The sequence below is a fragment of the Pseudorhodobacter ferrugineus DSM 5888 genome, assembly GCF_000420745.1.
GTDB classification, from domain to species: Bacteria; Pseudomonadota; Alphaproteobacteria; order Rhodobacterales; family Rhodobacteraceae; genus Pseudorhodobacter; species Pseudorhodobacter ferrugineus.
On the sequence record NZ_ATVN01000004.1, the window covers coordinates 109,518 to 123,553 of the forward strand.

The 14,036-nt window shown below is 57.8% G+C and carries 16 protein-coding genes; 9 read left to right on the forward strand and 7 right to left on the reverse strand.

Annotated features, from left to right (window positions below; genetic code table 11):
• Positions 1-4: 4 nt before the first annotated feature.
• Positions 5-1,606: a cytochrome-c oxidase, cbb3-type subunit I gene (gene ccoN / locus G560_RS0105230; protein ID WP_022703257.1), complete on the reverse strand. Its 1,602-nt coding sequence runs from the start codon at positions 1,604-1,606 to the stop codon at positions 5-7.
• Between the two features lie 194 nt (positions 1,607-1,800).
• Between ccoN and G560_RS0105235 the strand changes: the two genes are divergently transcribed.
• Positions 1,801-2,649 carry a universal stress protein gene (locus tag G560_RS0105235; protein ID WP_028913752.1) on the forward strand — a complete coding sequence of 283 codons (849 nt, stop codon included), beginning with the start codon at positions 1,801-1,803 and terminating at the stop codon, positions 2,647-2,649.
• Positions 2,650-2,761: 112 nt separating this feature from the next.
• On the forward strand, positions 2,762-3,301 hold the full coding sequence (locus G560_RS0105240; RefSeq protein ID WP_022703259.1) for a histidine phosphatase family protein: 540 nt from the start codon (positions 2,762-2,764) through the stop codon (positions 3,299-3,301).
• Here the strand turns inward: G560_RS0105240 and G560_RS0105245 are convergent.
• On the reverse strand, positions 3,298-3,612 hold the full coding sequence (locus G560_RS0105245) for a DMT family transporter (RefSeq protein ID WP_022703260.1): 315 nt from the start codon (positions 3,610-3,612) through the stop codon (positions 3,298-3,300). The two genes, G560_RS0105240 and G560_RS0105245, sit on opposite strands and share 4 nt — an antisense overlap.
• On the reverse strand, positions 3,613-4,572 hold the full coding sequence (locus tag G560_RS0105250) for an acetyl-CoA carboxylase carboxyltransferase subunit alpha (RefSeq protein ID WP_022703261.1): 960 nt from the start codon (positions 4,570-4,572) through the stop codon (positions 3,613-3,615). It abuts the gene before it with no gap.
• A gap of 147 nt (positions 4,573-4,719) precedes the next feature.
• Here G560_RS0105250 and G560_RS0105255 point away from each other — a divergent pair, with 147 nt between their 5' ends.
• Both G560_RS0105255 and G560_RS0105265 read left to right on the forward strand, forming a co-directional pair.
• A complete protein-coding gene (locus G560_RS0105255) occupies positions 4,720-5,184 on the forward strand; it encodes an AraC family transcriptional regulator (protein WP_022703262.1) in 465 nt (154 codons plus the stop codon).
• Positions 5,185-5,355: 171 nt separating this feature from the next.
• Positions 5,356-6,000 (forward strand): DUF4304 domain-containing protein, encoded by a 645-nt coding sequence (locus G560_RS0105265; RefSeq protein ID WP_155947159.1) that lies wholly within the window; start codon positions 5,356-5,358, stop codon positions 5,998-6,000.
• A gap of 19 nt (positions 6,001-6,019) precedes the next feature.
• Here G560_RS0105265 and G560_RS20950 read toward each other — a convergent pair whose 3' ends face one another.
• Both G560_RS20950 and G560_RS0105275 read right to left on the reverse strand, forming a co-directional pair.
• Positions 6,020-6,178: a hypothetical protein gene (locus G560_RS20950; protein WP_022703265.1), complete on the reverse strand. Its 159-nt coding sequence runs from the start codon at positions 6,176-6,178 to the stop codon at positions 6,020-6,022.
• 128 nt (positions 6,179-6,306) lie between these two features.
• Positions 6,307-6,630 (reverse strand): hypothetical protein, encoded by a 324-nt coding sequence (locus tag G560_RS0105275; protein WP_022703266.1) that lies wholly within the window; start codon positions 6,628-6,630, stop codon positions 6,307-6,309.
• A gap of 147 nt (positions 6,631-6,777) precedes the next feature.
• On the opposite strand from G560_RS0105275, the gene pheT reads away from it, so the two are divergent.
• A complete protein-coding gene (pheT, locus tag G560_RS0105280; RefSeq protein ID WP_022703267.1) occupies positions 6,778-9,195 on the forward strand; it encodes a phenylalanine--tRNA ligase subunit beta in 2,418 nt (805 codons plus the stop codon).
• Positions 9,196-9,315: 120 nt separating this feature from the next.
• Here pheT and G560_RS0105285 read toward each other — a convergent pair whose 3' ends face one another.
• Together G560_RS0105285 and G560_RS0105290 are read right to left on the reverse strand one after the other, a co-directional pair.
• Positions 9,316-10,290, reverse strand: coding sequence for a hypothetical protein (locus G560_RS0105285; protein ID WP_155947161.1), 975 nt, complete (start codon positions 10,288-10,290; stop codon positions 9,316-9,318).
• A complete protein-coding gene (locus G560_RS0105290) occupies positions 10,254-10,922 on the reverse strand; it encodes an NAD(P)H-binding protein (protein ID WP_022703269.1) in 669 nt (222 codons plus the stop codon). The genes G560_RS0105285 and G560_RS0105290 overlap by 37 nt, the downstream gene beginning before the upstream one ends.
• Before the next feature lie 259 nt (positions 10,923-11,181).
• Here G560_RS0105290 and G560_RS0105295 point away from each other — a divergent pair, with 259 nt between their 5' ends.
• The 4 genes from G560_RS0105295 (at position 11,182) to lptB (ending at position 13,784) form a co-directional block, all read left to right on the forward strand.
• Complete coding sequence (locus tag G560_RS0105295) at positions 11,182-11,796, forward strand: ribonuclease D (protein ID WP_022703270.1); 615 nt, start codon at positions 11,182-11,184, stop codon at positions 11,794-11,796.
• 89 nt (positions 11,797-11,885) lie between these two features.
• Positions 11,886-12,497 carry an LPS export ABC transporter periplasmic protein LptC gene (lptC, locus tag G560_RS0105300; RefSeq protein ID WP_022703271.1) on the forward strand — a complete coding sequence of 204 codons (612 nt, stop codon included), beginning with the start codon at positions 11,886-11,888 and terminating at the stop codon, positions 12,495-12,497.
• Positions 12,498-12,525: 28 nt separating this feature from the next.
• Positions 12,526-13,026 (forward strand): LptA/OstA family protein, encoded by a 501-nt coding sequence (locus G560_RS0105305; protein ID WP_022703272.1) that lies wholly within the window; start codon positions 12,526-12,528, stop codon positions 13,024-13,026.
• A complete protein-coding gene (lptB, locus tag G560_RS0105310; protein WP_022703273.1) occupies positions 13,026-13,784 on the forward strand; it encodes an LPS export ABC transporter ATP-binding protein in 759 nt (252 codons plus the stop codon). The genes G560_RS0105305 and lptB overlap by 1 nt, the downstream gene beginning before the upstream one ends.
• The last annotated feature ends 252 nt before the right edge of the window (positions 13,785-14,036 follow it).

The window sequence follows — 14,036 nt, forward strand, 5'->3', positions numbered from 1 at the left end:
CCGGTTATTCAGCAGGAACGAACGCGTTGTCACTGGCCCGTTCGGGCTGTGCTTTCACGGTCATCCACAGGTTGTAGCACATGATCAACGCGCCGGTCAGGAACATAACCCCGCCCATACCGCGCACCACATACATCGGGAACTTGGCCGCAACCGTGTCGGCAAATGCGTTCACCAGGAACCCGTTTGCATCCACTTCACGCCACATCAGGCCTTCCATGATGCCGGTGACCCACATCGAGGACGCGTACAAAACGATCCCGATTGTCGCCAGCCAAAAGTGCCAGCTGACCAGCTTCAGGCTATATAGCCCTGAACGGTTCCACAGCTTTGGCGTCAGATAGTAAAGCGCGCCAAAAGTGATCATCCCGTTCCAGCCCAGCGCACCGGAATGCACGTGACCAATGGTCCAGTCGGTATAGTGTGACAGGCTGTTCACCGCTTTGATTGACATCATCGGCCCTTCAAAGGTCGACATGCCATAAAAACCGATGGACACGACCATCATCCGAATAATCGGATCGGTGCGCAACTTGTCCCATGCACCAGACAGCGTCATCAGACCGTTGATCATCCCACCCCAGCTTGGCATCCACAGCATGATCGAAAACACCATGCCCAACGTTGATGCCCAATCCGGCAGCGCGGTATAGTGCAAGTGGTGCGGACCAGCCCAGATATAGAGGAAGATCAGCGCCCAAAAGTGGATGATCGACAGCTTGTACGAAAACACAGGGCGTTCCGCCTGTTTCGGCACAAAGTAATACATCATCCCAAGGAAACCGGCGGTCAGGAAAAAGCCCACGGCATTGTGGCCATACCACCACTGCACCATCGCATCCTGCACACCGCTGAACACCTGAACCGACTTCGACCCAAACAGCGATACCGGAATGGACAGGTTATTAAACACATGCAGCATCGCCACAGTGATGATGAACGATAGATAAAACCAGTTCGCCACATAGATATGTGGTTCTTTGCGTTTCACCAGCGTGCCAACGAACACGGCCAGATAGGCAAGCCAGACAATCGTCAACCACCAGTCGGTCATCCACTCTGGTTCAGCATATTCTTTGGACTGTGTGGCACCCAACAGATAGCCAGTTGCGGCCAGCACGATCACCAACTGGTATCCCCAGAACACGAACCAACCCAGGTTCCCGCCCCACAGCCGTGCCGCACTCGTGCGTTGCACAACATAGAAACTGGTCGCAATCAGCGCGTTGCCACCAAAGGCAAAGATCACTGCCGATGTGTGCAAAGGCCGCAAGCGGCCAAAGTTGGCATAGCCCTGCGCCCATTCAAAGTTCAGGCTTGGAAAGGCCAGCTGGAAGGCGATCCAAACGCCAACCAAAAACCCTGTCACACCCCAAAACGCCGTTGCAATCACGCCCGCGCGTACAACGCCGTCAAAATACTCTTTCTCTGATGCAACCAGCTTTGGCTCACCCACGCGGCGCACGGACCACAAAAACAGCCCCCCCGCCACAAGCATGATCGTCAGCACATTGACCAAATAAGCTGGATCGCGCGCGTAATTGGCTGCAATCGCGGCCAGTACCGCGATCAGACCCAGCACGATCAGTTTAATGTAATCCCACATTTTGCGTCCCTTTGTCCTGTCCCGGTCCAAAAAGATTCGGCCGAGTATTCGTTGACATGTTGCTTCTGAACGGCTGAGCGGATTACCGCTTTGATCCACATCAATGAATCAACACCTAATTCTTGACCTTGATCAAAGCACATTCTGCGGCGCAGCGGTAGCGTGTTGTAATGTCACAGCAGGAGGTTACGCTCATGGCTTACAAATCAATTCTAACCATTTGTGCCGATCCCGTCCGCGCGCCGCAAACTTTTGCCACCGCCGCGTCGCTTGCCATCGCCGAAGATGGCCATCTTGAGGCGCTTGCCCTTGGGGTTGATCGCGCCCAGCTCGGCTATTCCTATATCGGGGCCAGTGCCATTGTGATGCAGGCCGCCCAAGAAAACGCAACCGCCGATGTAAAAGCCGTCGAAGCCGCTATTCGCAAGGCGGCCGATGCCGCCGGCCCTTCGCTGCGCTGGTCATCCGAAGGCGCAATTGCGATGATTGGTGGCTTGGCCGATCTGATCGCCCTACGCTCGCGCTTTGCCGATCTGGTCGTCCTCACCAAACCATACGGCGAAAATCACGGGGATGAGGAAGAGGCGATTGTCGAATCAGCGATGTTCGAAGGGCAATCGCCCGTACTAATTCTGCCAGATGCAGCCCTTGATGCCACCAATATCGGCAAACGCGTCATCATTGCATGGAACCAAAGCCGCGAGGCGATGAATGCCATTCGCCGCGCTTTGCCATTTCTGAAAAAGGCCGATCATGTCTGGATCACCATCATCGACCCACCGCAACACGGCCCAGAACGGTCCGATCCCGGCGGGGCGTTGTGCCAAATGCTGGTCCGCCACGGGGTCAAAGCCGAGGTGTCGGTCCTCGCCCGCACCATGCCCCGCATCTCGGACGTGCTTGCGCGCCATTGCAGCGATGTGAATGCCGACATGCTGGTCATGGGGGCCTATGGCCATTCGCGGTTCCGCGAAGCAATCCTTGGCGGCGCGACCCGCAACATGCTGGAAACCGCCTCGGTTCCTGTGTTTATGGCGCATTAAACCGCTCGCATCCGTGCGGGCTGGGCAGGGGGTCAAACCTCTGCCTTTTTGCATTGCACTGCAGCGGTCTTGGCCCTAGCGTCCGGGCGTAACCACCGATGAAAGCCTTCCAATGCCCATCTACCTAATCCGCCACGGCCAGTCCGAGTTCAACGCAGCCCATACAGACGGCGGCCCCGACCCGCTGATCTTTGACGCACCTCTGACCGAGCTGGGCAAGCAACAAGCCCTCGCCGCCCGCGAACAGGCCTCACATCTTGGCATTCAGCACGTCATCTGCACGCCCCTGACCCGCGCCATCCAAACCGCCAAAATCATCTTTGACGGCATCGCGCCCATCACTGTCTCCGCTGGTCCGGTCGAACACCTTTCCCACAGCTGCGACATGGGCCGCAGCCCCGAACTGCTGGCTGCCGAATTCCCCGAGCTGAATTTCACGCACCTGCCTGATGTCTGGTGGCACAACGGCCCCCAAAACCCCAACGGCGTGCCCGAAGAACCCGAAGACCTCTTTCACGCCCGCATTACCAATTTTCGCGACACATTGGCCAACACCCACCCCCGCCCCTTGGCGATTGTAGGTCATTGCAACACCTTCCGCTCTCTCGCAGGGTTCGACATGAAAAACTGTGAAATACGGCGCTACGTCTAAGCCAGCTTCAGCGCAACGATCCCCGCCACGATCAACCCGATCCCGGCAATCCGCGCGGCATTCGCCGGCTCACCAAACAGCACCACGGCCAGCGTGGCGGTGCCCACCGTGCCGATCCCCACCCAAACCGCATAGGCGGTGCCAACGGGCAGCGTTTTCATCGCATGGCTTAACAACCAAAAGCTGGCAACAGCCCCCAACACCGTCAAAACAGACGGCCCCAGCTTGGTAAATCCGTTCGAATATTTCAACCCCAGCGCCCAGCCAATCTCGAAGATACCAGCCAGAACCAACGCAGGCCAGGCCCCCATTTACGCGGCCAACCCTTTGGACCCCATCGCAATAAACTTGGCCCGACGATCCTTGATCAACGCAGCGGGCTTCATGCCTGCCATCTCGCCCAGCATCGTCTCAACCGCCTTGCCAACAGCCGCAATCGCATCACGCCGCCCACGCTGCGCCCCACCCATAGGCTCGGCCACAATCCGATCAATCACCCCCAGCTTTTGCAAATCCTGCGCAGTCAGCCGCAACGCCTCCGCCGCCTCGCGCATTTTGTCGGAATCCTTCCACAAAATACTGGCGCAGCCCTCGGGCGAGATCACCGAATAAACCGAATGCTCCAACATCGCGATGCGGTTCGCCGTGGCAAAGGCAACCGCCCCACCCGATCCGCCTTCGCCAATAATTACCGATACCAGCGGCACACCCACGGTCAGGCATTTCTGCGTCGACCGCGCAATCGCCTCGGCCTGCCCCCGCTCCTCGGCCCCTTTGCCGGGATAGGCGCCGGGCGTATCCACCAGCGTGATCACAGGCAACCCGAACCGATGCGCCATATCCAACAGGCGCACGGCCTTGCGATATCCCTCAGGCCGCGCCATGCCAAAATTACGTTCAATCCGGCTTTTGGTGTCATTGCCCTTCTCATGGCCAATCACCATGACCGGCATATCATTGAACCGCGCCAATCCGCCCATCACAGCATGATCATCAGCAAAGTTCCGGTCGCCCGCCAGCGGCGTATATTCGGTAAACAACGCCTCGATGTATTCCTTGCAATGCGGCCGGTCCGGATGCCGCGCCACAAGGCATTTCTGCCAAGGCGTCAAGCCCTTGTACAAATCGCGCAGCATCGTCGCGGCTTTCGCATCCAGCTGCGCCGCTTCCTTTTCCACATCCATCTGTTTGTTGGACCGCGCCATCGCGCGCAGCTCTTCCGCCTTGCCCTCAATTTCGGCCAACGGCTTTTCAAACTCAAGATAGTTCATCTGGATCTCCGCTCTCGCATTCCTGCGTTATATGACGCTTGGGCAGCCCAAATGCAACTGACCACGCCTTTCGGCCTCACATAACCCTGTGCCCGCCGCAAATTTGTGTCAAACTGGTGCAAAGCTCGCTTACCCAAAGGACAAACCATGTTCCCCGTCACCGTCAAGAAACTCCGCTCGCGCAATCTGGTCGGGCTGCCCCATACAGGCGACTACCAGCAGCTTTCGGATACCTACGCAAAACTGTTTGATCTGCTGGATACCCGCGACCTCACAGATAAAACCCGCCAAATGGTCGCAATCTTCTACGATGATCCGTCCAAAACCGCCGCCCCCAACCTTCGCTCTTTCGCCGCCGTCACAGCGCCCAAAACCGTGCCCTGCGACACGCCCCTGCAACCCATCACCCTGCCCACCGGCCCCCACGCCGTTCTGCGCTTTACCGGCCCCTACTCCGGCCTGCCAACCGCCTACACCTATCTCTATGGCGACTGGCTGGCACAATCGGGCCAACACCCCTCCGGCCAACCCAGCTATGAGGTTTATATCAACTCTCCCCGCACCACCGATCCAGCAGAGCTCGTAACCGAAATCTGCCTCCCCCTAAAATAACCCCCGCTTTCTTTTCGATACAAATATCCTCGGGGAGAAAGGGTTTGCCCCTGCGGCAAACCCTGTAGGGGGGGGGCAAACAGCCCCCCTTTCTGCGCCGCCCCTTCCCGCTTTTCAAAACGGCGCAATCCGTGCAAGCTTGCGCCAAACAGTCTGACAAAGGCCCAAACCATGCCCCTGCCCAGATGGCTTCGCGCCTTTTTGCCCAAACCCGTCTCCCCCACGCCACCCGTGCCCGCCAGAGATGTTCACGTCCTTGCCGCCAGCACGGCCGCTTGTGAACAGGCCCGCGCCGACTTGCAGCCAAGCCGTGATTTCATCGACACAGGCGTGCGCATGCATATCGCCGCCCATGACCCCGAATTTCCCAACAAACGCGAAGCCGCCGTAAAAACCATTCTTGCGGCAATTGATACTGTGGCACAGACGCATGGCTTTACCAAAAAGGCCAAATCATGGGCCAAAACCGGTAATCTCGGCATCGTCTCGATCCACCTTCAACGCAGCCGCTACGGGTTTGAAAGCTATGTAAATCTCGGATTTCAACCGCTTGACGAGGCCCCGCATGGCCCTTGGGCGCAAGATGATTTTGTCCGCCTAGCGCGGTTTTATCCGCCCAGCGCACCTCAATCCGGCGAGGCAGGAACCCTTACCTATCTGGATGTCTTTGACGATCCCTCAGCCCTCGACCAGCCTATGGAAATCCTGTCCGAACGGGCCTTGCCGTGGCTCGTGGCGCATTTGACCAACCCCACCGCCCACAGCCTGCCCTTCCTGCAAGGTCAGGCTGCGCTGCCCAATGACATATCCGATTGAATCGGTGGAACTGCCCGGTTTAGGCAAGCCCTAAAACCAAGGTGCCCAGCTCCGCCAAAACTGTCGTCTTGCGCCCGGCAACCACGAACAGCAGCAAAATTGTCAGCGCAAGGATAAGGCACAACCGCCCAACAGGCAGGCGCGTACGGTCCTTGGGAATTTCAAGCCACTTGTCCATCCAAGGGCTTCTACACGAGTTTGGGTTAACAAAACCGCATTTCCCCGCAAAAAATGGGCAACACGCCGTTTCCAGTTTAGAAACGCCCTGCACGGCAATATCGGATTTTCGCCCAAGCGGGCGGTGGGCTACTTGGCCTCGGGCCGCTTGAACACCGGGCCACCCGTGTTGCGGGCACCCGCATCCTCGCGCGTGGCGCTCAAAAACCGGATAGACGAAGTTTTGACCTTGGCCTTCAACACCACCGCACAGCCAAATGTTTTCAACTTGCTAGCACGTGCATCGGCAGAACAGTCTTCATACTGCGCGTTGCGCGTCTCAACCCTGTTCGGATCCGTCTCGGCAGGCTGAAGCCCAAACTCTTGGCTCGCCACGCCGCACAGGCTCATGACCCCCAGCGCAAGCACAATGCGCTTAATTCCCGCGATCCGGTCTTTCCAATCGCCTGACATAATCGTACCAACCTTTCCAAATACCCCTGCATCTTGTATGCGAAATTTGTCTAAACTTTGCGCGAATGGGGGCTTTCTCCTGTTATTGCGCCCCGCAGAATGAAACCGCCGACCCGAACAACCGCGCCTCAGCATTGGAGCCCTGCCATGAAATTCACCCTGTCCTGGCTCAAGGATCATCTCGACAACACCGCGTCACTTGACGACATCCTGTTTGCCCTGACCGATCTGGGGCATGAGGTGGAAGGCGTTGAAAACCCCGCCGATACGCTTGGCGCGTTCCGCATCTGCCGCGTGATCGAGGCGGTTCAGCACCCCAATGCCGACCGTTTGCGCCTGTGCCGCGTGGAAACCTATCCCAACGGTCCCGATGGCGCGCCGGAGGAAGTGCAGGTTGTCTGCGGTGCCCCGAATGCGCGCACGGGGTTGGTTGGTGTGTTCGCGCCCGTCGGCACCCATGTTCCCGGAACCGGCGTAGACCTGAAACCCGGCAATATTCGCGGCGTCGACAGCAACGGGATGCTGTGTTCCGAACGCGAACTCATGCTGTCGGACGATCATGACGGCATTATTGATTTGCCCGCCGATGCGCCCTTGGGCGAACGCTTTATCGACTATCGCGGCGTCAATGACCCGATGATCTACGTGAAAATCACTCCCAACCGCCCCGATGGCCTTGGCGTGCGCGGCCTTGCCCGTGACCTTGCCGCCCGTGGCCTTGGCACGCTCAAAACCCTTGATATCCCCGAAATCAAAGGCAGTTTTCCTTGCCCGATCACCGTGACAATCGACGCTGACCTGAAACCCAAGGCCGCCCCGCATTTCGCAGGCCGCCTGATCCGTGGCGTCAAAAACAGCCCCTCGCCTGCATGGATGCAAGCCCGCCTGCGCGCAATCGGCCTGCGCCCCATTTCCGCACTCGTTGATATCACCAACTATTTCACCATCGGCCTAAACCGCCCCTTGCACGTGTTTGACGCGGCCAAGGTTGTGGGCAACCTCCACATTCGCCCCGCGCAAGCAGGCGAAACCCTGCTGGCGCTCGATGGCAAAACCTACACCCTGACCCCAACCCAAATGGTCATCGCCGATGACAATGGCCCGGAATCCCTCGCCGGTATCATGGGCGGCGAACATTCCGGCTGCACCGACACCACCACCGATGTGTTCCTTGAATCCGCCTATTGGGACCCGATCACCATCGCCGCCACCGGCCGCGCGCTGAAAATCAACTCCGATGCCCGCTACCGGTTCGAACGCGGCGTCGACCCGGCCTTCACCCTGCTAGGCCTCCATGCCGCCACGCAAATGATCCTCGATCTGTGTGGGGGCGAGGCGTCCGACATCACCAGTGACGGCGCCGCCATCAACACCACCCGCCAGTATAAATTCGACCCCGCCCGCACAGGCTCTCTCGTCGGCATGGACATCCCCGAATCAACCCAGCGCCAAACCCTAACGGCCCTTGGTTTTGCCCTCACAGGCAACCTCGCAACCCCCCCCTCCTGGCGCCCCGATGTGCTGGGCGAGGCTGACTTGGTCGAGGAAATCGCCCGCATCGCCTCGCTCTCGAAACTGGTCGGCAAACCCTTGGCGCGCACCCAGTCCGGCGTCCCTGCCCCTATCCTGACCGCCGCCCAAATTCGCGAACGCGCTGCCCGCCGCACCTTGGCCGCCCTCGGTTACAATGAATGCGTCACCTACAGCTTCATCGACCACCAATCCGCTACCCTGTTTGGCGGCGGCACCGATGCCGTACGCGTCGATAACCCCATCTCATCCGAAATGTCGCACCTGCGCCCCGACCTTTTGCCGGGCCTTCTGCGCGCCGCCGCCCGCAATCAGGCCCGCGGCTTCATGGACCTGCAACTGGCCGAGGTTGGCCCAGCTTTCAGCGGCGGCGAACCGGGCGAACAACACACCCAGGCCGCAGGCATCCTTATCGGCCACATGGCCCCGCGTGACCCTTACGGGTCGCGCCGCCCCGCTGATATCTATGATGCCAAGGCCGATGCCGAGGCGGTTCTGGCCGCCCTTGGTGCCCCAACCCGTGCGCAAATCAACCGCAAAGTGCCAGCTTGGTTCCACCCGGGCCGCGCAGGCACCATCGGCCTTGGCCCCAACACGCTGGCCACCTACGGCGAAATTCACCCCCGCATCGTGGCGGAAATGGACCTGAAAGGCCCTGTCATGGGCTTTACCGTCTATCCCGCGAACGTCCCGCAGCCCAAAACCAAAACCACCCTGCGCCCCGCCTTGGCGCTGAACGCCCTGCAACCCGTAGACCGCGATTTCGCCTTTGTGGTGGATGCGAATGTCGAGGCCCTAACCGCCCTGAACGCCGCCATCGGTGCCGATAAAGCCCTGATCGCCAGCGTGCAGCTGTTTGACCAGTTCACCGGCGAAAAGGCGCAGGCGCAAATGGGCGCAGGCAAGAAATCCATCGCCCTGACCGTGCGCCTGCAACCCACCACCGCCACCCTGACCGACAAAGACATCGAGGCCGTGTCGGCCAAGATCATCGAAAAGGTCAGCAAAGCCACAGGCGGCACGCTACGGGGGTGAACGGGCGGTGGGTTCCACCCACCCTACGCATACCAAAAAAGGGCGGTGCAATACCGCCCTTATATCGGCCATGTGTCGGGGTTCACCCCGTCTCTCTTCCCTCTTGGTAATCCAGCCACATTAGCGGCAAATGGAAGGGACTAAATCTTTCAAATCACTGGACAAGAGGGTTGAATACTTGCGGTCTAATCCTGCTTGCTTCGCCCAACTTATGCTTGCGTTTTCAGCGATGATTACGTCTGCATAGGCAAGTGAAGCACACATCAACTCTATATCTCTAGAATCGTTTTCTATTAACGGCTGTGGCTCAGCCTCTAAAACCAAAGCCATCTCCCTCTCTATGTGGAGCCACGGCACGCCTCGAATAAAGTCTTTAAAAACAGAAGCCGCTATCGCCTTAAACTCAGCGGTAGGTATTCCCAAAGCGTCCACTTCAGCCCAAAAATGATCTTGGTTGTCCATCCACATTTGTGCACTCATTGCCCTTCGCCGCATCGACAAGGTTTCCAACGCAAACCGCTCTCTACGGTCTTGAATGGTAATCAACATTTTCCCCATACCCTCTGAATAACGCCGCAAGCCTTCGCTTCTGACGTCTGGATCTCGATCATTAATATAGGAAAAAAATGCGCCAGCAGGGTCAACTTTTATAGATTTCAATACAGCATCCGACAACTGATAACCGTCGATCAGCATCTCAATTGGCGCTGTTGCCTCCCAGTGAAGATCGGATAAAAACCAAAATTCCTCAAGGACAGGACTTGGCAACGAAAATGCTTTGCACAGCACCGTTTGCACTTGCCATTTTCTTTGGATCGCTCGCCCAACAATTACTTTTCCTTGGCTAACCAAACATTGAACATAAGACCGACTGCGGCGGCGCTTTGGATTTTCTATTCTTTCCGTCTCAAATATGGTTGTTTGACATAACGGAAAGACCGCACCTCCTTCTTGTGCCAAACGAACAATGTTTAACAAAATGTCGTAAGTCTCAGGATATTTTTCAGGCTGATCCAAAGCGTCTGCCAATGCGATCCACTTGTTTTGATCAAGAACGACTACTTTCGCCCCGCCAGCCCCATAATCCCGTCCCACTCCAAAACCTCCTCACCGTCACCCGCCCGCACAACATTGCGCGCCATCGCGGCCCCCAGTTTGGCCACCTCAACCCCCCGAAACTTGCGCAATCCGCCTTGCAAAACAGGGGTCAGCAGGGGCCAGACCTTCAGGATAATCCCTTGCGACAGCCCGTAACGGTTGGTCGGCGTCAAAATTATTGACGGGTGAAACAGGCTAAGGCGTTCAAACTCCAACCAGCGCAGCCCGTCCTCCAGCTCGCCCTTGCTGCGCAGGAAATAGGACCGTGACCGTGATGACACCCCCACCGATGACAGTAGTGAAAAATGCTGCACGCCCGCCGCTTTGCAGGCCGACGCAAACTCCAGCACGGCGGTTTTATCAACGTGCAAAAATTCCTCTCGGCTTACCTTGGATGGCTCGCCCACGCCAAAGGTGCAAATCGCGGCTCTGTGCCCTGCCAGATGCGCGGCATAGCTTGTGGGGTCGAATACATCGACCACCTCTTGGTGCAGTTTGGGATTGGACAGGGGCAAAACCCGCCGCCCCAAACTGGTGATCTGCGCCACATCCGGCAGCGCCAGTGCTTGCGTCAGCGCCTGCCCGCCCACAGCCCCAGACGCCCCCAACATCACAACCGAAACCGCCATCACTCTTCCCTTTCAAAACCCCGCTTTGCCCCGTTGTGTACGCATTAAAATTCAGTTAACAGAAACAGATATATATATGTATATCAACAGGTTACAAAAATGTTCGCGCGCGGTCATTTTCGTGGACACGCGGGCCAGTATTACCAAGCATCGGCGATTGGTCCGGTTTCGTAAACCCTTCCTTTCTGCAATCCCTTGGCATTTCAATCCTGCCAGCCCTATAAGCGGGCAACTCGATCCAATCGGAAAGCCCTGCCTGATGACCATTCACCTGCACCAAAATGACCTGCCAGACGGCCTTGACCTTGGCAAAATCGTCGCGATTGATACCGAAACGATGGGCCTTGATCCACGCCGCGACAGGCTTTGCGTGGTCCAGCTTTCTTCGGGCGATGGGAACGCCCATTTGGTTCAGATTTCCAAAGGCCAGACCTCGGCCCCGAATTTGGAACGGCTTTTGACCGACCCTGCCGTGACCAAGCTGTTCCATTTTGGCCGGTTCGATGTGGCGGCCCTTCAAAACGCGTTTGGCGTGGTCACGGCCCCCGTTTGGTGCACGAAAATCGCGTCCCGTTTGGTGCGGACTTTTACCGACAGGCATGGCCTGAAATACCTGCTTCAGGAACTGGTCGGGGTGGATGTTTCCAAACAGCAACAAACGTCAGATTGGGGCGCGGCCCAGCTGACCGAGGCGCAAAAAGATTATGCCGCGTCAGACGTTCTTTACCTGCACAAATTGAAAGAGGCGCTGGAGGCGCGTTTGATCCGTGAGGACCGTTTGGACCTTGCCCTGCGCCTGTTCCATTTTCTGCCAACCCGCGCGGAACTGGACCTGATGGGATATGATGAGCCGCTGGATATTTATCACCACTAGGCGGAGGAACGCCGCCGCCAAGGGCAAGGCTTGGCCTGCCAGCCAGCCGCGCCTATGGTGGCCGAAATCGCTTTGTGTTCGAGGGTGCCATGACGGGCCATGATAATTTCCACTCGACCGCCGTTGCATGGCTAAAGGTCGCGCTGCCCTTGCTGGCATTGGCGATCCTATCGACGTTATTTCTGGTATCGCGCACGATTGACCCGTCCGATGCCATCCCCTTTGCCGAGGTCGATGTCAAAGACCGCGTCCGCCAGCCGCGATTGACCAACCCGACATGGGCGGGCGTGACCGATGATGGCGCCGCCCTGACGATTGCGGCAAGCGAGGCCCGGCCCGAACAGGCAAACGGGGCTGCCGCTAGTGCCACCTCTCTTGTAGCGGATCTTGACACGCCTGACGGGGCCAGCACCCAATTGGTCGCAGCGCGCGGCGAGTTTGATACGGCGGCCAGGGTTTTTGCGATGGACGGAGGTGTTTTGATCACCACATCCACAGGATATACCTTGGAAACCGATGCGATGACGGCGGCATTGGACCGCACCTCGCTGATGAGCGACACCCCTTTGGCGGGGCGCGGACCCGCTGGAACCCTGACAGCAGGGGCGATGGAGTTGGTTCAAGCACCTGATGGTACAGGCGCGTATGTTCTTGTTTTGAAAAACGGTGTGAAGCTGGTATATCAACCCGTAGTCAAATAAGAATATCTGCAAAGTGATAGGGCTGGGCATGTTAAAGGCAATTCGAATTACCACAGTTTTGGCATTGTTTGCCCTTGCCCCCACAATGGGTGCAGCACAGGGCGCCAGCGTTGCCTTTGGCGGGTTGAAGCAAGATACGTCGCTTGCCGTCGAAGTTTCGGCAGATCAACTGGCCGTTAATCAGGCCGATGGGACAGCGGTGTTTACGGGCAATGTGCTGGTTGGGCAGGGTGCGATGCGGCTGTCTGCGGGGCGGGTCAAGGTGGAATATACCGCCGATGGTACAGGTATTTCCAAGCTGTTCGCCAGCGAAGGTGTGACCCTGATCAACGCAACCGATGCCGCCGAGGCGCGCGAAGCCGTCTATACAATCGACAGCGGCAATGTGGTGATGACGGGCGATGTGCTGCTGACCCAAGGCGGCAACGCGCTGTCGGGGCAAAAGCTGGTGATTGACCTTAAGGCCGGGACCGGCGTGATGGAGGGGCGTGTGCAAACTGTCTTTCAGCCGGGGAAAGCCAAGAACTGATGTCATCACCCGATCTGACAGTCACCGACGGGACTGCTGGCCTGCACATCGAAGGGCTGCGCAAAAGCTATAAGAACCGGCCTGTTATTCGGGATGTATCAATCCATCTGAATCGGGGTGAGGTTGTCGCGCTTTTAGGGCCGAACGGATCGGGCAAGACCACTTGTTTCTATTCAATTGCGGGGCTTGTGTCGCCAGAAGGCGGGCGGGTCATGATTGATGGGTATGACGTGACCGGCCTGCCCATGTACCGCCGCGCGCGAATGGGGATTGGCTATTTGCCGCAAGAGGTCAGCATTTTTCGTGGCCTGTCGGTTGAGGATAACATCCTAGCCGTGCTGGAAATCACGCTGGATGACCGCCACAAGCGGCGGGAACGACTGGAAGAGCTGCTGTCAGAATTCTCGATCACCCATCTGCGCCGTGCGCCTGCGCTGGCGCTGTCGGGGGGTGAACGGCGCCGTGTGGAAATTGCCCGCTGTTTGGCGGCTGATCCGAAATACCTGCTGCTGGACGAACCGTTTGCGGGGGTTGATCCGATTGCCGTGGGTGAAATCCGGCATTTGGTAAGCGATTTGAAACGGCGGGGAATTGGCGTTTTAATAACCGATCACAACGTCCGCGAAACGCTGGAAATCGTGGACCGCGCCTATATTTTGCACGATGGCAAGGTGTTGATGAGCGGGACCACAGACGAGGTGGTGCGCGATGAAAACGTGCGGCGGGTCTATTTGGGTCAAAATTTCCGAATTTCTTAGGCCGGTGCCTCTTGATTTTTGTACCTGATCAACGGGTTTGAAAAATCAGCATTTCATCGCTGAAAATCACTAGATTTCAAACGACCCCATTGACAAGCGCGCCTTGTCTGTCGCCAACTGGCCGTGATGCTAGCACGTACCGAACCAGTTCTGTGTTTTTACCCGATTGGCCTAAGCGCCCAAGCGCAAAGGGTTTTTGTTAACTGGATCGGTGTCTAACACCCATCGGCAGGGCCCCCTGCAAGGTGCGGG